This is a genomic window from Fluviibacterium sp. S390 (assembly GCF_049800695.1).
Classification (GTDB): domain Bacteria; phylum Pseudomonadota; class Alphaproteobacteria; order Rhodobacterales; family Rhodobacteraceae; genus Meridianimarinicoccus.
Map to the genome: position 1 here is coordinate 23,630 of NZ_JBNAFN010000011.1, position 24,308 is coordinate 47,937.

The following is a 24,308-nucleotide window of genomic DNA, read 5'->3' on the forward strand; positions in this document are numbered from 1 at the left end:
CACTACTCCACTTCTGACACACGTGCGGCGCGGTCTAGTCGTGATCGGCCAGAATGACTAGGGGGAAGATTCCCGGGCGGCGGGGCCGGAGCCTGTCAACAGGGCCTCGGCCCTTTCTCTGAGTCCGGCGCTTTGGGCCAGAAGATCCCTTTGGGTGGCCAGCGTCGGGGGCCCGGTTTCCGCCGGCTCTCCACCGGCTGCAAGCGCGGTGGATCGTGTCTGCGCCGGCTGGCTGGTTGTCTGGTCTGGCAGCACCGGTTGCTGTCCGGGCAGAGGCGCGACCGGATCGGTTTGGGGGATCGGGGTCGTGTCCGGAACCGGTCCATAGCGGCGGGCGATCAGATCGTCGGCAAGGGGAACCGGTTCGGAAACCGCACCGGGCTCGGTTCGGGTCCACCCCTTGAGCACGGGAAGGGATCTGTATCGGTTGGCCAAGGTCGAGAACCCAAGGGACGACAGTCTGTCAACGAATGCCCCGCCATTATCCGGGCTGATGGGCAGCGTCTTGTCGGGAAAGTAGGCTGCTGAAAGATAGACGAATTCGGCTTCCTGACCCTCGGCCACTAACGCCCCCATGAGGTCATCGTAGGCCAGGGGTACGCCCAGATCCTGTGCGAAGCGCGACTCCGCCAGATCCGACAGGAACTTCAAGGCAGGCTCGAATTCACCGACGCCCGACATGGCCTGTACATAGCTCGCGAGGAGTTGGCCGGCCTCGCGCGATCCCTTTGCCGACAGAATCTGTGCTTCCACTTCCCGTTGCCATTCGGCCGGGAATGCGTCGTTTCCAGGCGCGACCTTCTCGAGCAGGATGGATTGGGCCTCCAGACCCACCAGGTCTCTGGACCGCGTCAGATCCTTCAACGCGGCCCTGTCCGGGTGTTCCGGGGCAGCCCTTGCCTGCTCAACGAGCATGTCACCTTCGGCCCCCGCCAATGTGCGCGCTACCGTCGACCGGACAGCGGTCGCGGTTTCATCGTGCCCCAACATCCTCAATTGGCGGGACACGGCGGGTGCGAGATGTGTACGCAAGTGCGGCGGCAAGCCCGAAACCGTATGGAAGACGGCTTGGGTATTTACCTTCACCGATGCGGGCGTCTTGATCGCTCCAAGGCCAAGGACGCTCCACAAGGCCGCCGACCCGGGACAGTTCGTCATCCCGCCCAGCAGTTCGGAAGACACGCGCCCCGGTGTATCCAATTGGAAGGAGATTTCCTTCAGAAGCCTCGTCGCGGTCGTGTCTGCACCCAGCTTCTCCAGCTCCGCACGGGCTTCGGCCCCGAATCCCAGAAACAGGTATCGCGCGGCCACCGCCACCCCATCGACAGTGCCGAGAGACCCGTCTTCATCCGGGCGGCTGTGCAGTTTCTCGACAGCTTCCTCGAGGCTCCCGACGCCCGCGATCTGGATGAAATTCAGATGCGCCGCATCCGGGCATTGGATTGAAGCCGGTTCTTGCTGTTGCGGCCTCAGCAGATCGGTCGCGGTTTGCGCAAGAACTTGTGGAGAGGACCCAAGTTGGGACGGGCGGGCCACCCTTTGCGGTGCAGCAGGCTCCAAAACGCCATCGAAAACGGCCCGCGCCAAGGCCGTTGATATCTCCGGGTCCAACATTCGTGCCTGGCCCTGGTCGCGCGGAAGACCGGACTCACCAAAATCCGGCAAGGCCTCTGGTGGCTGAACCGATGGCGGGAATCCCGTTTCGATCGGCTCCGGGGGCAGCGGATAATCGGGCAGGACAGATGTCAAGCGCCGCTCAAACGGTGACGAATTTTCCGCAGGCCCGTCAACCACGTCAACAACAAGTACCCTAGGAGACACTTCAAATGCCCGTGCATGACAGATGCAGGCGACCGAGATTTGCAGGTGCGTCTGGTTTTGAGCAAGGGAAGAGACCCTTGTCCGGGGAATCCGGTCAAAGACGCCTGCAAAGTCATAGCTCTGCCGCGTGCCTTGCGTTGCGAGGCCATAGCCACCGGACACCTTCCCAAGCGTCCAATCTACATCCTGGTCGAAGTAGAATACCAATCGGGTAAACCCGGCATGCTCTCCCGACCTGATGGTCACTTGCGCGTCCAGAATCGTTGGAAACAGCGCGAAGCAGGCCCAAAGCAGCGCTCTAGCTATCTTCATCTCGCGGCCCGCTTCAGATCACGAATGGCCTCATCCACTTCCGGGAAGTTTGGACGCAAATGGCCGGGGATATTCTGCCGACCAATTTCCAGACACACATTCGCGGAATGCTGGCGCAAATTGGCTACAAGAACTTCGCGGATGACTTTGTAGTAGTTTGAATCGTTCAGCACCACGTCCCGGATCCGGATCGCAAAGGGTCCCACCAGGCCATAGGCCAGGAAAACGCCAAGGAAAGTACCGACGAGGGCACCGCCAATCAATCCTCCAAGAATTTCAGGGGGTTGATCAATGGACCCCATCGTCTTGATCACACCCAGAACGGCCGCCACAATTCCAAGTGCCGGAAGACCATCGGCCATCGACTGCAAGGCGTGCGACGAGTGTAGGGCATCCTTCACGCGTGCTTCCAACCGCCGTTCCAGAACCTCGTCGACCTGGTTTGCATCGTCAAAGTTCATCAACCCAGACCGAAGGGTGTCACAAATCAGGTCAATCGCGTCGGCGTCGGCAAGAATCTTTGGATAGCGGGCGAAGATTTCAGAATCTTGCGGATCGTCCAGATGACCCTCCAATGCCACCACGTCTTTTCGTGCCACATCGATCAATTCGTACAACAGGCACAGAAGATCCTTGTAGTCCGCAGAACGCCACGTTGGGCCCTTGAAAACCTTGGAGATGTCTTTTGCCGCATGTGAAATTCCGCCCTTGTCGCTCCCAATGACAAAGGAACCGATAGCAGCCCCTCCAATAATGATGAACTCATATGGAAGGGACTTGAGAATGATTGCCATCTTGCCCCCAGAGGCAAGGTAGCCTCCGAAGACGGTAACAAAGATTAATGCAATTCCAGCCAGACCAAGCACAGTTGAACTTCCATCTTATTGACGTACCAAAATTGATTAGTTGGACGGTACATCCATGTTCCGACCCGCGACATGGACAGACACGGCAAATGCAGAATTGGGCGACATGTTAGAGACAATTCCGGCGGCCACACTTGGATCCATCTGCGTGAGGAACCCGGCCGAAAAGCCTGGTGGCATCTGCTCAAAAATCACCGCTGCATCCTTGGGCTTCATGTTCGTATAGATGCCCACAAGTCTTTCGATGTCGCCACTGGATGCGTCCCGTGCAATTTCAATCGTCTGCGATAGATTCTCTTCGGACTCCTGAAGCCTGGATATCGCAACGGCCAGTTCCTGCTCCATCTCGGACACTTGCCGGCTGCGGATATCCAGTTGTCTCGCTTGCTCGTCCAGACGTTTCTCTCGTGTCGAAAGATCTGCAATAAGATCTTCAATCGCAGGATCAATCGCCTCCCTAGCACCGGGATACGGGTCAGAGTTTTTCATTTCACCAACCAAGTCGCTTGCCTTTACCAGGAAGTCACTTTCCATGATTCTGATTAGACATGAGGCAATGAAAAGAAACGCAATCACTTTCCCGAACGAGAGTTTTCTGGTTGGCCACGATGGTTTCGCCATATTTTTCACCCTCGTTCCGCACGAGACGTTGCGTCCGGCGCGCGTCGCGCAAAAACCGGCTCGGCCCGTTCTTTGTCCGGATTGTCACCGGGTAAATCATGGAGTGAGGCGAGAAGGAGTTCCAAGCTCTTCTTGGCAGCCTCCCCTTTTTCAAGGTTTCGCGCCAAAGACTCGGAGGAAGAATCTACGCTTTGCAGGGTTTTCTCCAGAGTTTCGTTCAGAGCTTGAACTTGGTCGGAAAGTGCCTTTATTTCCAAGCCAATCCCATCCGAATGGTTTGAAAACCTGTTGAGCTTTCGTGACAGGACAATGCAGTATATTGCGGCCGAAAGGGCCGCAGCGATCAGAAGCGAGTCGGCAATCATCCCCATTCCCTCATCCAATCATGAATTTCGTCAGGTATATTTCCCGAACAAGCTCGGGGCTTGAGACGGTTTGCAGTCGACGAAGAAGTTGTGCGCGAAGCTCTGCTATTTCGCCTGGATCATCAATCTGAGACACCTCCACCGACCGCACATACTGCGAGACAACGTCCGTAAAGAATGACGATCTTGATTCGATTTCTTTCATGCTTTCCGGCAATCCCGCGATTGCCAATTCCAAGCGAAGTTGCCTTTCAGGTCCAGTGGAGGAAACCGGAACCAGTATTGGCGGCAACGGAAATGTGCCCATCTCAACTTCCGTTTCAGTGTACACGTCGGTTTTATTTGATCTGACCGCAAGGATTGCACCCAGGCGCGGCTCCAGAACCGCATATCCGGCCACTGCCCCGAGAGAGAAACAGCCAAGCAACAGGGCGACAGTTTTTTTCGACAACACCATGCTCCTTCTCGACGAATGTCTCGCGACAATTCTGCCTTCTTCGACTCGCCGCGAACTCATCTGTAAAGCCAACACAGCTAACCAGTTGTTAAAACGCGGATGCCATATCAGAGGCGGTCACAATCCGGCAGCGTTTGGGTGCTATGAAAAATATTCTGGAATCCGTTCTTTCTCGCATCATGCGGCACAAGGGTCTCAGTGCCGCAATTGCCTTTTCGGTCCTGTCGTTCGCCATCATGTTGGCGCTGGTCCGCCCGTTCGCGCCGTCCATGGCACTTCTGTACTCGCGGCTTGAGCCGCAATTGGCCGGTCAGATCCTGGACACGCTTGCTCAGCGCAATGTGGATTACACCATTCAGGGTGATTCCATCTATGTGCGGGCCACAGAGCGTGACGCCCTGCGCATGAGCCTGGCCCTGGATGGCGTCGCGAGCACCGGTGGCGTCGGCTTCGAGCTGCTCGAGACCCTGCCAGGGTTCGGCACCACCTCCCGGATGTTCGACGCCACGTACTGGCGCGCGATCGAAGGGGAACTGGCACGAACAATCACCGCCAGCCCGCTGATAAAGGGCGCGCGCGTGCATCTTTCGACACCCACGTCACAGGGGTTTTCCAGCAACCTGGCCGTGTCTGCGTCGGTCTCCCTGACCCCGGTCACCGGATCCCTATCGCCGCAGATGGCAGAGGCGGTAAGATCCCTGGTGTCATCATCTGTCCAGGGCCTTGACCGGGATGCCGTGGCGATCATCGACGCGCGGAACGGGACGGAGTTCAGCAGCGAAAGGGACTACTCGTCGCTGGAGGTTGAACTGTCCGAAGCCTTCCGCAAGAAGGTCGAGCGCCTCGTCGATGCACGCGTCGGCCGTGGCAACGCCATCGTCGAAGTGGCTGTCGACACGGTCAAGAACGAAGAAACGGTGGTAGAACGCCTGATCACGCCGGATTCGCGTGTCGCCATCAGTGTGGATTCCGAGGATTCCAGCCGAAGCGAATCGTCGTCTGACGGTGCCTCGGTGGGGGTTGCCAGCAACCTGCCGGACGGAGACGCCGCGGGGCAGGATCGGCAGACCCGCACCGAATCCACGTCCAGCCGCGAAACAACCAACTACGAGGTCTCTCAGGTTACGCGAGAAACCAGCAAGCCGCCCGGATCGGTTCAGCGTATCTCGGTCGCCGTTCTGGTGAACCTTGCTTCGGTTGAAGGCGATCCCGCCCAGATCGAAGAGGAACTGTTGCAAATCGGCGAGTTGGTGACCTCGGCGGTCGGCATCAATCAGGAGCGGGGCGACCGCGTCACCGTCAAGGCGCTTCCGTTCTCACCTCCGGCAGCCGAGGGCGAGGTTCCCGCGGCCTCCCTGTTATCCTTGTCGTCGCTGGACATCTCGCAACTGCTGAAGACCCTGTTGTTTGCCATCGCCGCCGTGGTCATCGGGATCTTCGTGGTTCGGCCTTTTGCGTCCAGCAGGCGTGAAGAGGCGACATCAGGAACCGCACTCTCGGTGCTGCCCCATGAACCTGGCCAGGTTATTGCACCGGATACACCTGAACGCGCTTCCTATCCAATGACAGCAACGGATGTCCCGAGCCCCCAGGCGCGCATGAAATCACTGCCCGTTGCGGATGCTTCCGATCCTGACGGACCATCCAAGACCTCCGGGACGACGCAACAGCCTGCAAACAACTCCCTTGTTGAACTTGTGGATCAGCGGCAGTCCGACACGGTCGAGGTTCTGCGCAGTTGGCTCGAAGAGAGCCCCGTTTGATGGTTGCTTCACCCAGGAACAGCATCCATTTGCGCGACTTCTCTGCGCCGGGGTCCGGGCCTGACGTGTTCGAGGGGGACGCGGCCACGACAGAAGGCCTCAAATTGGAGGCGTTTGAAAATGGCTACAAATCCGGCTGGGATGATGCGCGCAAAGCACTGGATGCAGACAAACTCTCTTTCTGCAGCACCGTTCAGGATGCGATCAAGGCGTCGACAACGACCTATGAGTCCGCGTGTCAGGATCTCTTGCGGGAAATCGAGCCGCTCTTGTGCGGGCTTGCCCGGAAAACACTCCCCGAAGTCGCACAAGCACATTTTCCGGAAATTGTCCTGGATCTGATCCGGGCCAACCTTTCGGAAACCGGCGATGCCCAACTGGAGATTCAGGCCTGCGAAAGCACCCGCGCCGAGGTTTCCGCGCTTCTTCCCCCGGACCTGGCCGAGGCGGTCCAGATCACCACGGACGCAAGCCTCGCTGAAGGGCAAGTCATCACCACGTTGCACGGCGCCTCCCGCCTGACCGATGTGTCGCGGATGCTTGGCGAAATCGAAACACGCATCGAGAGCTTTTTTGCCTCTCACAGAAAGGAATAACCGATGACGACCGGCATCAATCCTGCTGTTTCAGAGGGGCGAACCTCCCCGACCTCGAATCCTTTCGAAGATGTGCCTATCGAGATCCGGGTGTCCGTGGGCCGCGCCCACCCCTCCATTCAGGAGTTGCTGGCGTTCGGGCCGGAGTCGGTTCTGGAACTCGACCGCAAGATCGACGATCCGGTGGAACTGTTCATCGGCGACCGGATCATCGCCCGAGGGGTGCTGGAAGCCGCCGAAGACGGTCCTGCTGGACAGTTGGTGGTGCGCCTGACCGAGGTGATCCGTGATGGCGCAGTGTCGTAAACTTGGCGCCGGGCTGCTTGGCGCCCTTTGCCTGTTCTGGGCCGGGACGGCTGCAGGGCAGGATCTGCCCATGGATCTGATCGGCAACGGCACGGTCTCGGGTCAGGGTGTTCTCCTGTTCCTTCTGATCGCCGCGATTGGCGTGGCGCCGGCGCTCTTGATCGTCGTGACCTGTTTCCCGTTCATCGCGACGGTTCTGTCGATCCTGCGTCACGCCATCGGCCTGCAACAATCGCCACCGAACATGCTCATTGTCTCGCTGGCGCTGTTCCTGACCTATTTCGTGATGGAGCCGGTGTTTTCCGAAGCCTGGCGCGTTGGGCTTGGCCCCGCGGTACAGGGAACCCTGCCGTTCGAGGACGCATTCCTGAGAACCCTGGAACCGTTTCGCATCTTCATGACCGCGCGCGTGGATCCGGAAACCTATCAACACCTGGCGGAATTGCGGGCCGAGGACACGCTTGCGCCAAGCCCGACCTCTCCGCTGTCCCTGCTGGTGCCTTCGTTCCTGCTCAGCGAGATGACGCGCGCTTTCGAGGTCGGCTTCATGATCTTCCTGCCGTTCCTCATCATCGACCTTGTGGTCGCCGCCATCCTCATGTCGATGGGCATGATGATGGTGCCACCCGCCATCGTGTCCCTGCCATTCAAACTGGCGTTCTTTGTTGTGGCGGATGGTTGGACGCTGGTTTCGGCCGCACTTGTCCGCGGCTACATGTGATGCCGCGGTACCTGGCCTAGCGGATCAGACGCTGGATTGTGGCGCTGCCCAGCTTTTCCCCGATCCACTGGCGCGACTTCCACAGGAATCCGTCGGATCCCGCCCAGTAGAGATTGGTGAAGGCCAGGGTACCGTCCTGACAGCTTTCTTCAAAGCGGGTCACCGCGTGACGTCGCTCCAGCACCACGATGGTTTCGGATCCCGCCCTTTGAAAGCGACAGGTCATGTCGCGCACAATCATCTGGTTCAACCCGTCAAGGTGGCGATAGCTGCGCGAATACTCGGCCCCGCGGCCCTGACGAACCAGTGCTGCGGTCTGGCGTGTCTCGGCCGCCATCAGATCCCAGCCGATGCCTCGCGTCGCGAAAATCACGCCGTCGTCGAGGATCAGAGAGCCGCCATCCGCCGACCGCCAATAGATGAAGGCCCCATCCTGGTACCAGACCTTCAACGTGGTCGCGACACCCTGATCCGGCAGTTCGAACAGGATCAGGGGAATGGTGACATCGGCGATTGCCGCGCGGGTCAGTTCCGAGATGTCGCGCACCTCGGACGCCTCCCGGTTGCCGGATGAAAACAACGATTCGGTAACCTGAGCCAAAAGCTGGTCGGGCGCCTGGCCGGTGGGTTCGGAACTGCAACCGGCCAGTCCGAAGACCAGACCAACCGTACAGAACCGCAGGGCGAGGGACAGGCGAGTGCACATCGTCATCTCCAGAACTGTCCCCATTGCTCTTCCAACTTGTACTTCCGGCTGTCGTACACGGCCTGATAGAGCTGCCCCGGCACATCCACGCGTGCACCGCCGTCGCGGGTCAACGGCCGGATGACTATACGCTCTGTCACCCGCGTGGGACGCCCCAGGAACCAGTCGATGGGAATTTCCATGACGATGCCCTTGTCGAAGGATCCTTCGCCAAAGTCCTCGGCCGACACGTCGGTCTTGGTGGCGAAGGCGCCGATCTTCCAGCCGTTGGCGAATGTTCGTTCCAGCCCAAGGGTCGCGCCGACATCGCCGGCCAGATAGCGGCCCACGTCAAGCCGGGCAAAGAAGTCATCGGTGAACTGCCAATAGCCCGTAACGAAGCCGGTCGCGACTTCATAGTCCAGCATCCCGAAGCCGCCGTCATAGTCGCGCTGCTTGACATAGTTCAACTCGGCGCCGAGGGCATAGCGTTTGTCAAACGGGGCCCAAAGCACCTCGCCCGAGACACCGGCATACATGCGCTCAAGATAACCGGCGGTCAGGCGGCCGTAGACTTCCGAACTGCCCTGAAAGTAATAGGCGCCGTACAGATCCCGCATCGCCGGATCGCCGTACTTGTTGTAAAGCGTGAAGTCGCTGCGCACGTGCGGCAGCGTCGACGCCGAGGTTTCGCTGTTCTGATCCAGGTTGCCGATCAGTTTTTTCTGCACGGTCCCCGCAAACAGCCATCCCGGTGCGGGCTGCCACGCGCCGGTCAACTGAACCCCGACATCCATCCGGAACGGGTTGGCCGGATCAAACAGCGACGTGCTGACATACGGCCCCAGCGACCAGGTGAACCGGGGATAGACGAAGGGCGCATAGTCCTCTGCGGCGGGTTCATCGGGCGCTGTGCCGAACGCCGCGATTGCCAGCATCTGCTCGGCCCCATCGGCCTGAATGACGTTCTGCTCCACCGCGCTGCGCGCATAGGTAACCGAAGGCAGTTCCAGCCCCGTCACCATCGGCACGATGGTGAATGTATCAACCGAGGGCGGCATGACGGTCGACATCAGGCGCAGGCTGCGCCCGATCGCCTGCGCACCGGAGCGGTAGCCCTTGTTGCGCAGGTAAAGCGTGGCTTCGGTGGCGTCCAGGTGCAGCGCCTCCATCTCCATCCCTTCGGCCAGAAGGGCATCGGCCAGGGCATCGCGGATCGTGATGCGGGTGGGCTCCGAACCGACCCAGGCCGTGGTGTAAAGCTCCGGCGCTTGAGCGCGCGAGGGCCGCTGATAGACCGGCGACCCCGCAGGCTCCTGCCCGCCGACAACCGGCGGGCGGGCGGGGTTCAGGTTGACCTGAAGCTGCACCCCGATCTCGGAGCCATACATGAAATAGCCACCGACCTTGAAATCGCGGGAAATGGCATATTCCGCCCCGAAGTTGAGCGGCGATTTCCGGTCGAAGATGTCGCGCTGTTCGGTTTCCTGAACATAGGCATCCGACGAATACTCGGCATGAAAGGTCCATTTCGGTGTCGGGCGCCAGACGACGCCCCCGAACAGCGCCACGTCGCCGCGAAACCAGACGTCCGAATTGACGGTACCGCCGGTGCCAACCTCATCCGGCGTCGTTACCGGTCGCGTCCCGGTAGAGCCAATCGGGTTGTAGCTGCCCAGCCGTCCCCATCCCAGGCCACCGCTGACGGTCAGACTGTCGCCGAAGGACTTGCTGGCCGCGATGAACTCGCCCGAATACACCCCGGTGCCGATAAAGTCCTGAAGCCCGATCGTGATCGACGGGCGGCGCGCGGTTTCGGTCAGAAGCTGCAACCGCAGATCGAAGCTGCGATCATAGTAGGTATCGAACCCGTCGGAGTTCCAGTTGCGAATGCTGCTGTAGCGAAAGCTGCCCATCAGCCGTGGAGCGATCTGGAAGGCCAGCGTGCTGCGGGTCTGTCCGGCGAATGTCGACGCCGTGAAGGCAAATTCGCCATCGGGCATCATGTCCGCCGTCGGCATGTCGATCACGCTGGGCAGACCGTAGAACCCCAATTCGGTCCTTGTGACCGTGGGCTTGGCGATATCCGCCGCCGCTCCCCAGCCAGTTGCAGCACAGACGGCGGCAAGCGTGCAGAGGGGCCGGACGCCGCGCGGAAAGACCGATGTGTTCAAACTCAAGCGCCTGTCGTTACTCGTATCGGGTGCTGTGCGCCTTCAACCCAACGGGACAGGGTCGCGCTCACGGCATCACCGTCATTTGCCTCGATTGCGGCCCGCAGTTCGCGCAGGGCCGTGGCGACCTCGATCTCGGACAGCCCCTGCTCAAGGGCTCGCATGATCTTCGGGTGCGCCGTGGTGACCCTTTCATCGCCGATAAGCAGTTCCTCATGCAACTTCTCACCGGGTCGCAGGCCGGTGACGCAGATCTCGATATCGCCGTCGGGATTGGTTTCGTCCCGCACCGTGTATCCGGCAGAGGTGATCATCTGCTGCGCCAGCTTCCGGATTTCCACCGGTTTGCCCATGTCCAGCACGAACACATCGCCGCCACGCGCCAGTGCGCAGGAAATCAGCACAAGGCGGGTGGCCTCGGGAATGGTCATGAAGTACCGGGTGACAGACCGATCGGTCAGGGTCACGGGCCCGCCATTGGCGATCTGCTGCTCGAACAATGGAATGACCGACCCCGACGAGCCCAGCACATTGCCGAAACGCACCATCGAGAACAGGGTTGTCGTGCTACGGGCGGCCATGTCCTGGATCACCAGTTCGGCCAACCGCTTCGAGGCGCCCATCACGTTGCGCGGACGCACCGCCTTGTCCGTCGACACCAGAAGGAAGCGTTCTACGCCCTTGGCCCGTGCTGCATCGGCCAGAACCTTGGTTCCGAAGACATTGTTCTGCAGACCCACGAACGGATTCTGTTCGACGATGGGAACGTGCTTGTAGGCCGCGGCATGCAACACCACGTCCACGTCATGGGCGTGCAAAACCTTGCGGCACAGACCGGGATTGTCGACGCTGCCCAGGACCGCATGGATTTTTGTGTTGCCCGGTGCGGCCTCGATCTCGGCGCTGATGTTGTACAGTGCCAGTTCCGAGTGATCGAGCAGCACCAGATGCGCGGGCTTGCAGGCCAGTACGTGGCGGCACAGTTCCGATCCGATCGAGCCGCCGGCACCGGTCACCAGCACCGATTTGCCCGCATAGGCGTGCTCGGCGGTTTCCAGCGCGCCATCGAATTGCGTCCGCTCCAGGAAATCCTCGGGATTCACCGGGGTCAGCTTTTCCACCAGCGCCTCGGCCCCGACCAGTTGTGCGAACGACGGCAGCGCCTGAACCTCGACCCCAAGCGGCGACAGGCGCCGGAACATGCGCAGCTTGCGCGGCGACGTCAGCGAGGGCATGGCCAGGATCACCCGCTCGATCTTTTTCTTGCGGATGGTCTCTTCCAGATTGGCCGGCGACAGCACCGGCAGCCCCATCACCGACATGTGCCGCAGCGCAGGATTGTCGTCGATGAAGGCCACGGGCTGCACCCGGTGATCGTGGCGCAGGGCCGCGGCCAACTGCATGCCCGTGCGTCCGGCCCCGTAGATCAGGATCGACATGCGCGGCGTCTGCGAGGTCAGGACCGCGATCAGCATGGCGCGCATGGTCACGCGCGACATCAGCAGGCCCATGAACATCACGACGCCGAAGCCAAGGAAAGCCCCCGGAGGGATCGAGCCATCGGCCAGTTCGTTCAATCCGAAGGCCGACACCGCAAGGATCGCCGACAGGACCGCGCCGCGCGGCAGCCCGGCGGTTTCATAGTCGTTCAACTGAATGCGGGGCAGGCCCAGCGTGTAGGAACACAGAACCCCGATCACCACGAGGATCGGGACGATCTCCCAATCGTGCAGGGCCTGGGACGAGATCAGAAACGTGTTCTCGAAGACCGCGACCGTCACATAGAGAGACAGTGGAATGAGCAAGGCATCCACTGCCAACATGATCCGGATTTTCTGCACCTGCGCAAGCCGGCTGAGAGGTCCCAACGCCTTTGCGAGTGCCTTTTTCATGGGCGCCAAACCTGGTCCTATCTGTGTCACGAGATACGTGTAATAACTTCTAAAAAAACGCTTTCAGTCCTTTCAGGGGTAGCAGACGCGGCCCTTCCGTCGCAAGAGTTTCGCGCCCAAAGAGCATGCAACCGGCAAAGACTCGCCACGAATGCCCGCTTTCGTGGCAGAACTGCCGCAAGTGCGAAAGCGCTCAGAGGATGGCCCGCAGGGTCCGCCACAGCAGAACCAGATCAAGACACACGTTGCGGTTGTCGCAGTAGATCAGATCAAGCCGCGCCTTGGCCGGAACGCAGCGGCGCAGGTAGGTCTCGTGCGTCTCTTCCGGCGTCTGGCAGCGCGCCAGAATCCGCGATTCGTGGCGGTGATAGACCAGGGTCGCCAGACCGGTCAGGCCGGGACGGCTGCGCAACACCGCCGAATACAGCGCCGGTTCCGCCTCGACATACAGGCGCAGGGGCGGGCGCGGGCCGACCAGGCTGATGTCGCCCCTCAGCACGTTCCAAAGCTGCGGCAGCTCGTCCAGCCGATGCGCCCGCAACCAGCGTCCGGTGCGGGTGATCCGGTCGGACTTGTCACCCCCGGTCACGCCTGCGTCTGCCGGATCAAGGCGCATGGTGCGGAATTTCAGCAAGGTGAAGCCCTGCGTGGCGGTCTTCATCCGCTCGGACCGGTACAGGATCGGACGGCCATCACGCAGCAGGATCACAACGGCAATGCCAAGCCCCAGTGGCAGGAACAGGACGCCGAAGATCAGCGCGATCGTCAGGTCCATCAGGCGTTTGGCGGGGGTCATCGGGTTGTCTCGGCAGCAAACGGCGTCTGCCGCACCAGTGCGCCCGCATCGTGACAGCGGACCTGTTGCAGCGCGGGAAAGGTCTGAAACAGGGTGCGCGTGTCCAGAAGATGCGCATGCAGGGCCGTTGGCGGCGCTGGCGTCCATTGCCACGCCACCGGATGCCCCGCGGCCTGCATCGCGTCCAGAACCGCCGCCATGTCCACCCCTGCCGCACTGTCCGCCACATTCAGAACCGGCGGCAAGCGTGTCGGGTCTGCGTCGGCAAGCGCTTGCAACAGGGCAGCAAGCAGCCTGCCGGAGGCATAACTGCGTCGTGGGCCGGTGCCATCGGGGAATTGATCCAGCTTCAGCGGTGTCTCGGTACGGGCGTTGCGCATCGCCACGGCCAGTTGATCGGCCCCGAACAGGTTGGCCAGCCGCAAGGTGGTCAGCGCCGGGGCGTCGGCCGTGGCCAGATCGCGCAAGCGCCGCTCCATCGCGATTTTCGACCGGGCGTAGGGCGAGGTTCCCGCCAGGGTGTCGTCTTCGCAAAAGGCGTGGCTGTCTTTGGGCCCGTAGACAGCCCCGGTAGACAGCGCCACGAAGCGGGCGATTCCGGCTTGGGCGGACGCACGAAAAGCCAGCTCCGCCAGACGGGTATTGCGCGTGAAATCCGCCTCTTGCGCGCCCGGAACAGCGCCCCACAGGCAGACCACCAGATCCGGGCGCTGCGCCGTCAGGGCCGTGGCAAGAGCCGCCGCACCGGCCACCTCGGGCGCCAGTGCAAGCGTGCCTGGCCCCAGGTTACGCCGCGATTGCACCACCAGTTCTGCCCCGCGCCGATCCCAGGCAGCGCGCAGCAGAGTGCCGACCCGTCCGCCAGCGCCCAGGACAAGCACACGCGGCCGCGTCACCGCTGCTGTTCCCGCATGTTGCGTTCGTGGAACGCGATGGCGTCGTTCACATTGTCGAAATAGGTCATCTTGCCCCGATCCAGCACGGCGGCCTCGTCGCACATGCTGCGGATCTGGCCCATCCCGTGGCTGACCATGATCGCCCCGGCGCTGGAAATCTTCGATTTGAAGACCCGCTCGGCCTTGTCGCGAAACGCCTGATCCCCGACCGAGGTCACCTCGTCGATCAGATAGGTGTCAAATGGCAGGCCCATCGAGATCCCGAAGGCCAGCCGCGCCCGCATCCCCGAGGAATACGTGCGCAGGGGCATATGATAGAACTCGCCCAGCTCGGTGAAATCCATCACGTAATCCGCCAGCGCATCGGTGTCCGCGCCATAGATCCGCGCCACGAAGCGCGCGTTCTGGGCGCCGGTCAGATCGGGGTGGAACGAGCCCGCAAAGCCGATGGGATAGGACACGGTGCCGTGGCGGATGATCTCGCCCGAATCCACGTCCTGCGTGCCTGCAATCAGCCGCAGCAGCGTGGATTTGCCCGCGCCGTTGCGGCCCAGCAGGCCGATGACCTTGCCCGAGGGAAAGGTGATGGTGCAATTGTCCAGCACCACCTTGCGGCCTGCATCGGTGCGGTAGGATTTGGTGAGGTTGCGAAACTCGATCATGGTGCCGCGCCTAGCGGCGATCCCGGATGGAATAAAGCGTCAGGACCACCAGCATCCAGACCATGAAGGTGAAGCCGCTGAACAGCAGACCAAGGGTCAGGCGCCGGGGGTAGATCGCGGTTTCGGCCAGCGTCGGTTCGATATGCACGGCCAGGTACCGGCTTTTGCGCCGGGCTTCGGCCACCGCACTGTCATAGGCCGCCAGCGCCGCAATATAGGATTGTTCGGCAAACTCGCGATCCACCACAAGGCTTTCATAGTCGCCGACCACGCGGGCCAGATCGTCGGCGCTTTCCTCCTCGCGGCTGCCGACCTTGGTGCGCTCATCCTCGATCCGGCGGCGAATGGCTTCGATCTCGCGCTCGGCCTGGATGATGCGCGGATCACCTGCACGGGTGGTGCCGATCAGAAGGTCGCGGCGGATCATGGCTTCGGCAAGGCTTTGCTGCAGCGCCGAGATGACCCCCATCTGCCCGGCAATATCCGCCGTCGGATCGACGATCTGTTCGATGTCACGGAATTCGGCCATTTGCAGGCGCACGTCCTTCAGGCGTGCCGAGGCGATGTCCAACTCTTCCTGCGCCAACCGGATGGTGTCATCCCGCGCGATCTTGCTGAGACGCTGGATCAGGGTCGAGCTTTCCTGAAGGATGATCTCGGCGATGCGCTGCGCCTCGGTCGGGGTAAAGGCGGTCACCTCCATCGAGATCAGCCCGATGTCCGCGTCGAACACCAGCGCGACGATACGCTCCCAGTACTCCACCATGTCTTCAAGGTTGGCATCCGGAGCGATGGAAAACACCGGATCGGCCTTGTAGTGGCGGCCAAAGGCGTTGCGCAAGTCGACCTGCGCGTCCACGGCTTCGACCATCTTCTGCGACTGGATGAACTGGTACAGGATATCCGCGTCCGGGGTGGTTCCGCTCGACACCCCCAGCGCCGACAGGCCGCTCATCATCTCGAACGAGCTTGTGCTGTCTTCCTTGTGCACCGAAAACGCCGCGTGCGAGGCAAAGCGATCGGCCGCCTGCACATAGAGATAGGCGAAGGCCAGTGCCGAGGGCAGAACCACAAACAGGATGAAGCTGAACATCAGCATCCAGTGGCGTCGCTTGGCACGCGCCGTGGGCACGCGCGGCTGCGGCGTTGGCTGGGGTTGCTGCGGGATCTTGGCCGGGGTCGGCGCCTGCTTCACCAGCGGCTTGTTCTGCTGAACTGCCGGGGGTTTGGGCTTGGCCTGGCCTTGCGCACCCGGACCAGCGGCGGGTTTCTTCTGGCCGCCACCTGCGCCCGGCTGGGCCTGCGCAGGGCGCGCCGGTTGCTTCTGGGCGGCCGGTTTCTGACCACCCTGGGGTCCGTCGGCCCCTTGCGCCTGAGGTGCCGGTTGTTGCTGCGCGGGTTGTGCTGCCAAGCCGGCCCCTGCGGGTTTCTCGCCACCCTTCCCCTGAGGCGCGGGTTGGCCGCCACCCTGCCCTTGCGCAGGCTGGTTGCCCGCAGGTCCTGAACCTGCTTGCGCCTTTTGCGCGGGATTTCGGGACGACGGCGCGCCGGCCTCTGCAGGCTGCGCCTGCCCGGCCGGGGCATCCTGCGCGGGGCCTTGCTGTTTCGGCTGTCCCTCACCTGCTGTCATGGCCGATCCTTCATTCCATCCGTGTTAGGCTTCATAGGCTGGCAACCAACCCATCCGCAACGCCGCACTGCAGAACACCCCTGCACAAAATCATAGCTCGTTAAGGATCTTCTTGTGATAGCGGCGCAGGAAGAAGATGCCTGCAACCGCCGGAATGGCCGCGCAGAGAAAGACGTACCATGGCGTCACATAGGCCCCGGCATAGGTTGGGTACACGCCGATCCGCATCTGCCCGATGACATGGATCAACGGATTGAACCATAGAAATTTCTGCAACAGCGCGGGCATGCTGTCATAAGTGAAAAATATCCCCGAAATCAGGAAGGCAGGCCGGTTCATCACCGCCCAGATCATCTGCCACGACGGCAAAAACGCGAACAGCAGGCAGTTCAAAGCCCCGACCCCAAAGGCGAAAGACAGTGCCATGGCGAAGGACAGGAAAATCGCGCCAAAGTCGATGACAGGGCGCGTGTCCTGCATCAGCAATAGCCCCCCCATCACGGTGAATACGACGACCAATTGCGTGATCGCGTTCAACAGGAAGCGTGCAAAGACAGCGTCCAGAAAGGTCAACCGCGGGTAGCTGAGCAGCGGGCGCGAAAACTGGATGGCCTGCGACACCTTCCCCGACACCGTCATGTACATCAGGAAGGGCAGCATTCCCGTCGCATAAAACAGGGCAAAGCTGTTCCCCAGTGGGGGATCTCGCAGCATGAAACTGAACGCAGCGGTCAGGATCGCGATCCCGGCAATCGGTTCTGCAAATGCCCACAGATAACCTGCCGCCGAGCGCCCGTAGGTGGTGCTCATCTCGCGCAGGACAAGCGCAGAGATCACGCGGGGCGTTCGAAGATCGAACATCATGGGCGTGCCATGTCCTTTCCTGCGACCGCGCCGCGCCCCTGCCGCGCCTCCCGGTTCAGAGGCTGCCGCTGCCGGCCAGCGCCTTCAGGTACTTGCCATAGTCATTCTTGCGGTAAAGCTCGGCCGCTTCCAACAGGGTTTCGGTGCTGATCCAGCCCTGCGACCAGGCGATTTCTTCCAGGCAACCAACCTGCATCCCCTGCCGCTTGGTCAGGGTGCGCACGAAATTGCCCGCGTCCAGCAGGCTGCCGTGGGTGCCGGTGTCCAGCCAGGCATAGCCCCGGCCCATCTTTTCGACCCGCAGGGTACCATCCGCCAGATACAGTTCCAGCAGCGAGGTGATTTCCAGCTCGCCGCGCGGCGACGGCTGCACCTGCCGCGCCCGCTCTGGCGCGCTGCCATCCAGGAAATACAGCCCCGTGACGGCATAGTTGCTGGGCGGCACCTCGGGCTTCTCGACGATGGTTTCAGCCTTGCCATCCGCGTCGAAGCCGACCACGCCATAGCGCTCGGGGTCGGCCACCCGATACCCGAAGACCGTGCCACCGCTGTCCTGCGCACCGGCCGAGGCCAGAAGCTCGGGCAGACCGTGGCCGAAGAAGATGTTGTCGCCCAGAACCATCGCCGAGGGCGCACCATCAAGGAAATCTTCGGCCAGCAGATAGGCCTGCGCCAGCCCGTCAGGCGAGGGCTGTACGATATATTCCAGCGAAACGCCCCACTGGCTGCCGTCGCCCAGCGTGCGCTGGAACTGCTCCTGGTCGTGCGGGGTGGTGATCATCGCGATCTCGCGGATGCCGGCCAGCATCAGCACCGAGATGGGAAAATAGATCATCGGCTTGTCATAGATCGGCAGAAGCTGTTTCGACACGCCGCGCGTGATCGGATAAAGCCGCGTGCCGGACCCACCGGCCAGAATGATGCCCTTGCGCGATGTCATGTGAGACTGTCCTTCGACCAGAAAATACATGTTGAGCGGACGCAATGGCCCGGCCCGAACCCTTGTTACAGTGCCGCTGTACCGGCGGCAGGATAATTGGCAACCTTTGGCCGCCGCGCTGCGTCACATTGCGCCGGGGCGGGATGGTCCGCCCCCGGCGCGCCGGTCACGCACCATCCCCAGCCTGAATGTCGGACAGAATCGCCGCCAGCGACACCCGCCAGTCAGGGCGGGAAATGCCGAAAATGCTTTCGGTCAGGCTGTTGTCCATGCGGGAGTTGAAGGGCCTTTTCGCCGGCGTGGGGAAGTCTGAGGAAGGAATGTCCGCGACCTCGCAGTTCAGATCCGCCTGTCGGAAGATCTCGCGCGCGAAATCGGCCCAGCTGACATCCGGGCCGCCGCTGAAATGATAGGTGCCGTATTTCTCGGGATCAGCCTTCAACTGCCGGGCGATCTCAAGGCAGGCATCGGCGATATCCGCTGCCGACGTAGGCCCGCCAACCTGATCGGCGACGATCGTCAGCCGGTCCCGTTCGGCCCCCAGCTTCAGCATGGTCTTGACGAAGTTGCGGCCATGCGCCGAGACAACCCACGACGTGCGCAGGATGACATAGTTCCCGCCGGCCTGTCGCACACCCATTTCCCCCGCCAGCTTGGAGCGGCCATAGGCCCCCAGCGGACCCGAGGGCGAATCCACGGACCAGGGGTATTCTCCTGATCCATCAAAGACATAGTCGGTGGAGATTTGGACGAAGGGCAGCCCGCGTTCGGCACAGACCTTGGCCAGCGCGGCCGGCGTGTCGCCGTTGATCAGGGTGGCCAGCGGCTCTTCTTCCTCGGCCTTGTCCACCGCCGTATAGGCCGCCGCGTTGATCACCGCATCGGCGTCCGTGGTCTGCACACGGGCGACACAGGCGGCGGTGTCCCGAAAATCGGCCTCGTCCGAGCCGTAGACCTCCAGTTCCACGCCGCCGGCGCGGCGCTGAAGCTCCCGCGCGACCTGTCCGTTGCGTCCGAATACAAGGATCTTCATGCGGTCTTGCCCAGTCGTTCGCCCACACCTTCGCGGGTTTGCAGGGCCCTCCACCAGGCCTCGTTGTCGAGGTACCATTGCACGGTTTGCGCCAGCCCCTCCTCGACCGTCACCGAGGGGCGCCAGCCCAGTTCGGTGCGGATCCGGGTCGGATCAATGGCGTAACGCGCGTCATGGCCGGGGCGATCGGTCACGAAGGTGATCTGATCGGCATAGGAGCCGTCCGCCTTGGGCCGCTTTTCATCGAGGATCGCACACAGCGTTCTGACCAGTTCGAGGTTCGAGCGTTCGTTCTCGCCACCGATGTTGTAGGTGCGGGCGTTCTCGCCCTTCTCCAGCACTGTCAGCAGTGCATCGGCGTGATCTTCCACGAACAACCAGTCGCGCACGTTCGAGCCATCGCCATAGATCGGCAGCGGCTTGCCAGCCAGCGCGTTCAGGATGACCACCGGGATCAGCTTCTCGGGGAAGTGGAACGGGCCGTAGTTGTTGGAACAATTGGTCAGAACGAAGGGCAGGCCATAGGTCTCGCCCCAGGCACGCACAAGATGATCAGACGAGGCCTTGGACGCCGAATAGGGCGAGCGCGGATCATAAGGCGTGTCCTCGGTGAACTGCACCGAAGGGTCGGCGGGCAGCGAGCCATAGACCTCATCCGTCGAGATGTGGTGAAAGCGGAACCCTTCGGGCTTGCCCTGCGCCAGCCAGTAATCGCGGGCCGCGTTCAGCATCTGGTAGGTGCCCATGACATTGGTGTCGATGAACGCCCCCGGTCCGTCGATGGAGCGATCCACATGGCTTTCGGCGGCCAGGTGCATCACTGCGTCGGGCTTGTGTTCGGAAAAAATCCGCTTCAGCGCCTCGGCATCGCGAATGTCGGCGTGTTCAAAAGCATACAGCGGGCTGTCGGCCACCATGGCGACATTGTCGAGACAGGCGGCATAGGTCAGCGCGTCAAGGTTCACCACCGTGTGTCCGCGCGACACGGCCAGCCGCACAACGGCGGACCCGATGAAACCGGCGCCGCCGGTGACGAGAATTTTCATGGCATCAGCCCTCATATACAAACGGACTGTCGAAGTCCTTCATCAGCGGCGCGGCGGCATCCTTGGCCGACAGGGTCGCCTTTTCGCTGTCCACGCCCCAGTCGATGGCAAGATCCGGATCATCGAATCGCACTGCCCCATCGCAGTCCGGCGCGTAGAAGTCCGAACATTTGTACAGAAGCTCGGAGTTCGGCTCCAGCGTGGCGAAACCGTGCAGAAAACCCTTGGGGATGAACAACTGGTTGCCGGCTTCGGCGGAAAGTTCCACGGAGATCCAATCGCTATAGGTGGGCGAGCCTTTGCGGATATCGACAGCCACGTCCAGCACCCGGCCCGCACCGACGCGCACCAGCTTGTCCTGCGCCGCGGGCGGCGCCTGAAAGTGCAAACCGCGCACAACCCCCACGTCGCGGGACAGCGAGTGGTTGTCCTGCACGAATTCCACCGCGATCCCCGCCGCGAAATAGGCCGTCTTGTTATAGACTTCCGAGAAAAAGCCCCGGTCGTCCCCGAAACGCTTGGGCGTCACGATCAGCACGCCTGGCAATCTGGTCTCTTCGACGTTCACCGCTCACTCCATACACCATTCCGTTCGCCGCCTTTTAACCCGGCAAACCGGGGGCGTCACACAGGAAATTGGACGCACGCCCGCAAGGCGAATTCGACGGGACGTGCAAATATTTTCGCACATCCCGTCACGTCCGGTGTAGAATGCGGCAACAAGGTGACAGTGACAGCGCAGATGCATGACATTTTCTGCACCGCGAAGAATCCCCTTTACGCTTTGCTCACGTGTAGTAATCTACAGCCAAGTCATCAAAGATTGGAGTTGACCATGAAAAAGATTGCACTGGCCATCACGGCCGCCCTGCTCGTTTCGACCTCGGCCCAGGCTCAGGACTTCGGTGGCCAGATCACCCCGGAAGTTGGTGCAGGCATTGCTGCCGGCATGATCGTTCTGGGTGCCGTCGTTGTGAACAACGGTTCGAGCGACAGCAGCACCACCACGAACAACTAAGGTTCTTGCCTTAGCGATCCCAAAAAAGGGCCCCGCGGCGCGACATGTGCCGCGGGGCCTTTGTCATTTTGAAAAGTGACTCTATATTCGGGTCAGTATCGACCCCGCATATGCCCCTTGGCGACACGCCCGACCCCGACAGGAGCCGACCGTGGCTGAACATGACCCCAATCCCAGCCAAGGTTGGACCGCTGCCGGATACGTTCCGCCGGTCATCGCAGCCGGGCTGTTTCTGACCTTTCTGCAAGCCCTGCCCACCATCGCCGGCGGCGGCACCTTGCGGTACAGCTTCAGCTGGATCCCCTCGCTGAGTGTCGACCTGAGTTTCTTCGTTGACGGGCTGAGCCTGACCTTCGCGCTGCTGATCTCGGGCATCGGTGTCATGGTGATGCTGTTTTCGGGCAGCTACCTCAAGGGGCATCCCCAGCACGGGCGGTTCTCACTGTATCTTGTCAGCTTCATGCTGGCGATGCTGGGCCTTGTCCTAAGCGACAACATGCTGGGATTGTTCGTGTTCTGGGAGTTGACCACGATCACCTCCTACCTGCTGATCGGCTTTTCCCACACCTCAGAAAACTCGCGGCGCTCGGCCTTGCAGGCCCTGTTCGTCACCGGGTTCGGCGGGCTGGCGATGCTGGCAGGCTTCCTGATCATCGCCGGAATTGCCGGCACGATGGAACTGTCGGAACTGCGCGGCATGGGCGACATCCTGCGCGACAATTCCATGTATGGCGCCATCCTGGTGCTGATCCTGCTGGGCGCCTTCACCAAGTCGGCACAGGTGCCGTTTCACTTCTGGCTGCCCAATGCGATGGCGGCCCCGACGCCGGTCAGCGCCTATCTGCACTCGGCCACCATGGTCAAAGGCGGCGTCTATCTGCTGGCACGGATGCATCCCACCCTGTCGGGCACCGATGCCTGGCTCTGGTCGCTGACGATCTTCGGGGCGGTGACCGCCGTCTTTGCCTCGATCATGGCGATCAAGCAGACCGACCTGAAACAGACGCTGGCCTATACGACGCTGATGGCGCTTGGCACGCTGGTGATGTTCCTGGCCTCGCCCAACGCCTACGCGATCACCGCCGTGGCCACCTTCCTTGTTGTGCATTCGCTGTACAAGGCGGCGCTGTTTCTGGTGATCGGATGTGTCGATCATGCCACCGGCACCCGCGACGCGCGGCGGCTGGGCGGGTTGATGCGGCAGATGCCGGTGACCACCGTGGCCGCCGGTCTGGCAGCACTGTCCATGGCGGGTGTGCCGCCGTTCATCGGCTTCATCGGCAAGGAATTGCTCTACAAGGGCGGGCTGGAAAGCCCCTCTGTCGGCCCGATTCTGATCGGAGCCACCCTGGCCGCCTCGGCATTGATGTTTGCCGCGGGTGGCATCGTGGCGCTGCGCCCGTTCTGGGGATCCGCTGACAAGATGCCCGATCCGGGCCGTCCGATCACCGAAGCGCCCTGGCCGATGCTGGTCGGCCCGGTACTGCTGAGCGTTCTGGGGCTGCTTTTCGGCCTTGTCCCGCACATGCTTGAGGTCAATGTCACCACACCACTGGTGGCCGCCCTGCTGGGCGACCCGGCCAAGGCCAAGCATCTGCACCTCTGGGCCGGGGTCAACGCGGCGCTGATTCTCAGCCTGATCACCTTTGCCATCGGCATCCTGCTGTACCTGCTCCACACCCGTCTGCGCGACGCGCTGGAGGCCGCCGGCGACCGCCTGTTCACCTTTGACGGGCTTTGGGACGGGTTCCTGGCGCGGCTGGGCCGATTTGCCCGCTGGCAGGGCGGGTTGATCCAGTCCGGCATCCTGAACCGCTATCTGACAACCGTGTTCATCGTCATCGCACTGGGACTGGCCAGCGCCATGATCCATACGCGAATGAGCACCGGCCCGATCGCCATCCCGACACCGGAATTCAAGCATCTGGTGGTCTTCCTGCTGACTTTCGCGGGCACGGCCCTGACCATCATCACCAACTCGCGCATTTCCGCCATCGCCGGGCTGGGCGTGGTCGGCATCGGCGTCGCGCTGATCTTCATCCTGTTCTCGGCGCCGGATGTGGCGATCACCCAGCTTCTGGTCGAGATGCTCGTGGTGGTGCTGTTCTCGGTCGCAGCCCTGCGCCTGCCGGTGCTGCCGCGCCGCACCGGCAAGCGCGAGCGCATCGGCCACGGGATCATCGCGGTTTCGGTCGGCTCGCTGGTGACGCTGACCCTGCTGGGGGTGGTCTCGGAACCCATCGATCGCCGCCTGTCGGATTTCTTCGAAATCGCCAGTTACCCGGATGCCTATGGCCGCAACATCGTCAACGTGATCCTCGTGGACTTCCGTGCCTTTGATACCTTCGGCGAGGTTTCGGTGGTTGCCGTCGCGGCGCTGGCGGCCCTTGCCCTGCTGCGACAGCGCGGAAAGGGGGGACGCTCATGAAGTCCATCATCCTCACCACGGGGACGCGAATCATCGTGTCGCTTCTGCTGGTCTTTTCGGTCTACATGCTGCTGCGCGGCCATAACGAACCCGGCGGCGGTTTCATCGGCGGGCTGATCGGGGCGTCGGGCTTTGTGCTCTATGCCATTGCCAACGGCACCTCCGAGGCCCGGCGGGCGTTGCGCGCCGCGCCCGAACAGATTGCCGCCGTCGGTCTGGGTGTCGCGGCCATTTCCGGCCTGATACCAGGGCTGTTCGGCAATGCCGCCTATACCGGAAAATGGCTGTTCCTGGGCGCCACGCCCGACAGCAAGGGCTTCCCGATCTCGAACATCATCGCCTTCGACATCGGCGTCTATCTTGTGGTGCTGGGCGCGATCCTGACCCTGGTCTTTGCCCTGGAAGAGGAGATCTGA

Annotated in this window: 24 protein-coding genes; 7 read left to right on the top strand and 17 right to left on the bottom strand. The window is 61.8% G+C overall.

Annotation, left to right across the window (positions count from 1 at the left end):
* Positions 1–57: 57 nt before the first annotated feature.
* From ACP15K_RS10385 to ACP15K_RS10405, 5 genes are all read right to left on the bottom strand, one after another.
* Positions 58–2,133 (bottom strand): hypothetical protein, encoded by a 2,076-nt coding sequence (locus ACP15K_RS10385; RefSeq protein WP_424990464.1) that lies wholly within the window; start codon positions 2,131–2,133, stop codon positions 58–60.
* Positions 2,130–2,999: a flagellar motor stator protein MotA gene (gene motA, locus ACP15K_RS10390; RefSeq protein WP_193140416.1), complete on the bottom strand. Its 870-nt coding sequence runs from the start codon at positions 2,997–2,999 to the stop codon at positions 2,130–2,132. Before motA ends, ACP15K_RS10385 begins: the two co-directional genes overlap by 4 nt.
* Positions 3,000–3,035: 36 nt before the next feature.
* Positions 3,036–3,533, bottom strand: coding sequence for a MotE family protein (locus tag ACP15K_RS10395; RefSeq protein ID WP_424990465.1), 498 nt, complete (start codon positions 3,531–3,533; stop codon positions 3,036–3,038).
* A gap of 92 nt (positions 3,534–3,625) precedes the next feature.
* Positions 3,626–4,003 carry a hypothetical protein gene (locus ACP15K_RS10400; RefSeq protein WP_424990466.1) on the bottom strand — a complete coding sequence of 126 codons (378 nt, stop codon included), beginning with the start codon at positions 4,001–4,003 and terminating at the stop codon, positions 3,626–3,628.
* The gene (locus tag ACP15K_RS10405; RefSeq protein ID WP_424990467.1) at positions 3,996–4,436 is read right to left on the bottom strand and encodes a flagellar basal body-associated FliL family protein; all 441 of its coding nucleotides are present in this window, start codon (positions 4,434–4,436) and stop codon (positions 3,996–3,998) included. The genes ACP15K_RS10400 and ACP15K_RS10405 overlap by 8 nt, the downstream gene beginning before the upstream one ends.
* Positions 4,437–4,585: 149 nt before the next feature.
* Here ACP15K_RS10405 and fliF point away from each other — a divergent pair, with 149 nt between their 5' ends.
* The 4 genes from fliF (at position 4,586) to fliP (ending at position 7,828) form a co-directional block, all read left to right on the top strand.
* The gene (fliF, locus tag ACP15K_RS10410) at positions 4,586–6,205 is read left to right on the top strand and encodes a flagellar basal-body MS-ring/collar protein FliF (RefSeq protein WP_424990468.1); all 1,620 of its coding nucleotides are present in this window, start codon (positions 4,586–4,588) and stop codon (positions 6,203–6,205) included.
* A gap of 104 nt (positions 6,206–6,309) precedes the next feature.
* Entirely contained in the window at positions 6,310–6,801 is a 492-nt protein-coding gene (locus ACP15K_RS10415; protein ID WP_424990469.1) for a hypothetical protein, read from the top strand.
* 3 nt (positions 6,802–6,804) lie between these two features.
* Positions 6,805–7,107, top strand: coding sequence for a FliM/FliN family flagellar motor switch protein (locus ACP15K_RS10420; protein WP_193140410.1), 303 nt, complete (start codon positions 6,805–6,807; stop codon positions 7,105–7,107).
* Positions 7,091–7,828 carry a flagellar type III secretion system pore protein FliP gene (fliP, locus tag ACP15K_RS10425; RefSeq protein WP_193140409.1) on the top strand — a complete coding sequence of 246 codons (738 nt, stop codon included), beginning with the start codon at positions 7,091–7,093 and terminating at the stop codon, positions 7,826–7,828. Before ACP15K_RS10420 ends, fliP begins: the two co-directional genes overlap by 17 nt.
* 16 nt (positions 7,829–7,844) lie before the next feature.
* On the opposite strand, the gene ACP15K_RS10430 is transcribed toward fliP, so the two are convergent.
* The 12 genes from ACP15K_RS10430 to rfbC form a co-directional block, all read right to left on the bottom strand.
* A complete protein-coding gene (locus tag ACP15K_RS10430; protein WP_424990470.1) occupies positions 7,845–8,540 on the bottom strand; it encodes a YjbF family lipoprotein in 696 nt (231 codons plus the stop codon).
* The gene (locus tag ACP15K_RS10435) at positions 8,537–10,693 is read right to left on the bottom strand and encodes a YjbH domain-containing protein (RefSeq protein ID WP_424990471.1); all 2,157 of its coding nucleotides are present in this window, start codon (positions 10,691–10,693) and stop codon (positions 8,537–8,539) included. The genes ACP15K_RS10430 and ACP15K_RS10435 overlap by 4 nt, the downstream gene beginning before the upstream one ends.
* Positions 10,690–12,579: a polysaccharide biosynthesis protein gene (locus tag ACP15K_RS10440; RefSeq protein ID WP_193140406.1), complete on the bottom strand. Its 1,890-nt coding sequence runs from the start codon at positions 12,577–12,579 to the stop codon at positions 10,690–10,692. The genes ACP15K_RS10435 and ACP15K_RS10440 overlap by 4 nt, the downstream gene beginning before the upstream one ends.
* A 193-nt stretch (positions 12,580–12,772) precedes the next feature.
* Positions 12,773–13,375: a sugar transferase gene (locus ACP15K_RS10445; protein WP_193140405.1), complete on the bottom strand. Its 603-nt coding sequence runs from the start codon at positions 13,373–13,375 to the stop codon at positions 12,773–12,775.
* Positions 13,372–14,271 (bottom strand): NAD-dependent epimerase/dehydratase family protein, encoded by a 900-nt coding sequence (locus tag ACP15K_RS10450; protein WP_424990472.1) that lies wholly within the window; start codon positions 14,269–14,271, stop codon positions 13,372–13,374. Before ACP15K_RS10450 ends, ACP15K_RS10445 begins: the two co-directional genes overlap by 4 nt.
* Positions 14,268–14,933 (bottom strand): ABC transporter ATP-binding protein, encoded by a 666-nt coding sequence (locus ACP15K_RS10455; protein ID WP_193140403.1) that lies wholly within the window; start codon positions 14,931–14,933, stop codon positions 14,268–14,270. Before ACP15K_RS10455 ends, ACP15K_RS10450 begins: the two co-directional genes overlap by 4 nt.
* Positions 14,934–14,943: 10 nt before the next feature.
* Positions 14,944–16,344, bottom strand: coding sequence for a sugar transporter (locus tag ACP15K_RS10460; protein WP_193140402.1), 1,401 nt, complete (start codon positions 16,342–16,344; stop codon positions 14,944–14,946).
* A 309-nt stretch (positions 16,345–16,653) separates the two neighbouring features.
* On the bottom strand, positions 16,654–17,427 hold the full coding sequence (locus ACP15K_RS10465) for an ABC transporter permease (RefSeq protein WP_193140401.1): 774 nt from the start codon (positions 17,425–17,427) through the stop codon (positions 16,654–16,656).
* A gap of 55 nt (positions 17,428–17,482) precedes the next feature.
* Positions 17,483–18,367 carry a glucose-1-phosphate thymidylyltransferase RfbA gene (gene rfbA / locus ACP15K_RS10470; RefSeq protein WP_193140400.1) on the bottom strand — a complete coding sequence of 295 codons (885 nt, stop codon included), beginning with the start codon at positions 18,365–18,367 and terminating at the stop codon, positions 17,483–17,485.
* Positions 18,368–18,533: 166 nt separating this feature from the next.
* Positions 18,534–19,400, bottom strand: coding sequence for a dTDP-4-dehydrorhamnose reductase (gene rfbD / locus ACP15K_RS10475; protein ID WP_424990473.1), 867 nt, complete (start codon positions 19,398–19,400; stop codon positions 18,534–18,536).
* On the bottom strand, positions 19,397–20,446 hold the full coding sequence (gene rfbB / locus ACP15K_RS10480) for a dTDP-glucose 4,6-dehydratase (protein ID WP_424990474.1): 1,050 nt from the start codon (positions 20,444–20,446) through the stop codon (positions 19,397–19,399). Before rfbB ends, rfbD begins: the two co-directional genes overlap by 4 nt.
* Before the next feature lie 4 nt (positions 20,447–20,450).
* Positions 20,451–21,014 (bottom strand): dTDP-4-dehydrorhamnose 3,5-epimerase, encoded by a 564-nt coding sequence (gene rfbC / locus ACP15K_RS10485; RefSeq protein WP_424990475.1) that lies wholly within the window; start codon positions 21,012–21,014, stop codon positions 20,451–20,453.
* 267 nt (positions 21,015–21,281) lie between these two features.
* Here rfbC and ACP15K_RS10490 point away from each other — a divergent pair, with 267 nt between their 5' ends.
* From ACP15K_RS10490 to ACP15K_RS10500, 3 genes are all read left to right on the top strand, one after another.
* Entirely contained in the window at positions 21,282–21,464 is a 183-nt protein-coding gene (locus ACP15K_RS10490) for a hypothetical protein (protein WP_193140396.1), read from the top strand.
* A 151-nt stretch (positions 21,465–21,615) separates the two neighbouring features.
* The gene (locus tag ACP15K_RS10495; protein WP_193140395.1) at positions 21,616–23,892 is read left to right on the top strand and encodes a putative monovalent cation/H+ antiporter subunit A; all 2,277 of its coding nucleotides are present in this window, start codon (positions 21,616–21,618) and stop codon (positions 23,890–23,892) included.
* The gene (locus tag ACP15K_RS10500; RefSeq protein ID WP_193140394.1) at positions 23,889–24,308 is read left to right on the top strand and encodes a Na+/H+ antiporter subunit B; all 420 of its coding nucleotides are present in this window, start codon (positions 23,889–23,891) and stop codon (positions 24,306–24,308) included. Before ACP15K_RS10495 ends, ACP15K_RS10500 begins: the two co-directional genes overlap by 4 nt.

Excerpts from the sequence above, each read along its gene's own strand:
- ACP15K_RS10385 (WP_424990464.1), bottom strand. The coding sequence starts at position 2,133 with ATGAAGATAGCTAGAGCGCTGCTTTGGGCCTGCTTCGCGCTGTTTCCA.
- ACP15K_RS10395 (WP_424990465.1), bottom strand. The coding sequence starts at position 3,533 with ATGGAAAGTGACTTCCTGGTAAAGGCAAGCGACTTGGTTGGTGAAATG.
- fliF (WP_424990468.1), top strand. The coding sequence starts at position 4,586 with ATGAAAAATATTCTGGAATCCGTTCTTTCTCGCATCATGCGGCACAAG.
- ACP15K_RS10420 (WP_193140410.1), top strand. The coding sequence starts at position 6,805 with ATGACGACCGGCATCAATCCTGCTGTTTCAGAGGGGCGAACCTCCCCG.
- fliP (WP_193140409.1), top strand. The coding sequence starts at position 7,091 with ATGGCGCAGTGTCGTAAACTTGGCGCCGGGCTGCTTGGCGCCCTTTGC.
- ACP15K_RS10430 (WP_424990470.1), bottom strand. The coding sequence starts at position 8,540 with ATGACGATGTGCACTCGCCTGTCCCTCGCCCTGCGGTTCTGTACGGTT.
- ACP15K_RS10440 (WP_193140406.1), bottom strand. The coding sequence starts at position 12,579 with ATGAAAAAGGCACTCGCAAAGGCGTTGGGACCTCTCAGCCGGCTTGCG.
- ACP15K_RS10445 (WP_193140405.1), bottom strand. The coding sequence starts at position 13,375 with ATGACCCCCGCCAAACGCCTGATGGACCTGACGATCGCGCTGATCTTC.
- ACP15K_RS10455 (WP_193140403.1), bottom strand. The coding sequence starts at position 14,933 with ATGATCGAGTTTCGCAACCTCACCAAATCCTACCGCACCGATGCAGGC.
- ACP15K_RS10465 (WP_193140401.1), bottom strand. The coding sequence starts at position 17,427 with ATGATGTTCGATCTTCGAACGCCCCGCGTGATCTCTGCGCTTGTCCTG.
- rfbA (WP_193140400.1), bottom strand. The coding sequence starts at position 18,367 with ATGACATCGCGCAAGGGCATCATTCTGGCCGGTGGGTCCGGCACGCGG.
- rfbD (WP_424990473.1), bottom strand. The coding sequence starts at position 19,400 with ATGAAGATCCTTGTATTCGGACGCAACGGACAGGTCGCGCGGGAGCTT.
- rfbB (WP_424990474.1), bottom strand. The coding sequence starts at position 20,446 with ATGAAAATTCTCGTCACCGGCGGCGCCGGTTTCATCGGGTCCGCCGTT.
- ACP15K_RS10490 (WP_193140396.1), top strand. The coding sequence starts at position 21,282 with ATGAAAAAGATTGCACTGGCCATCACGGCCGCCCTGCTCGTTTCGACC.
- ACP15K_RS10500 (WP_193140394.1), top strand. The coding sequence starts at position 23,889 with ATGAAGTCCATCATCCTCACCACGGGGACGCGAATCATCGTGTCGCTT.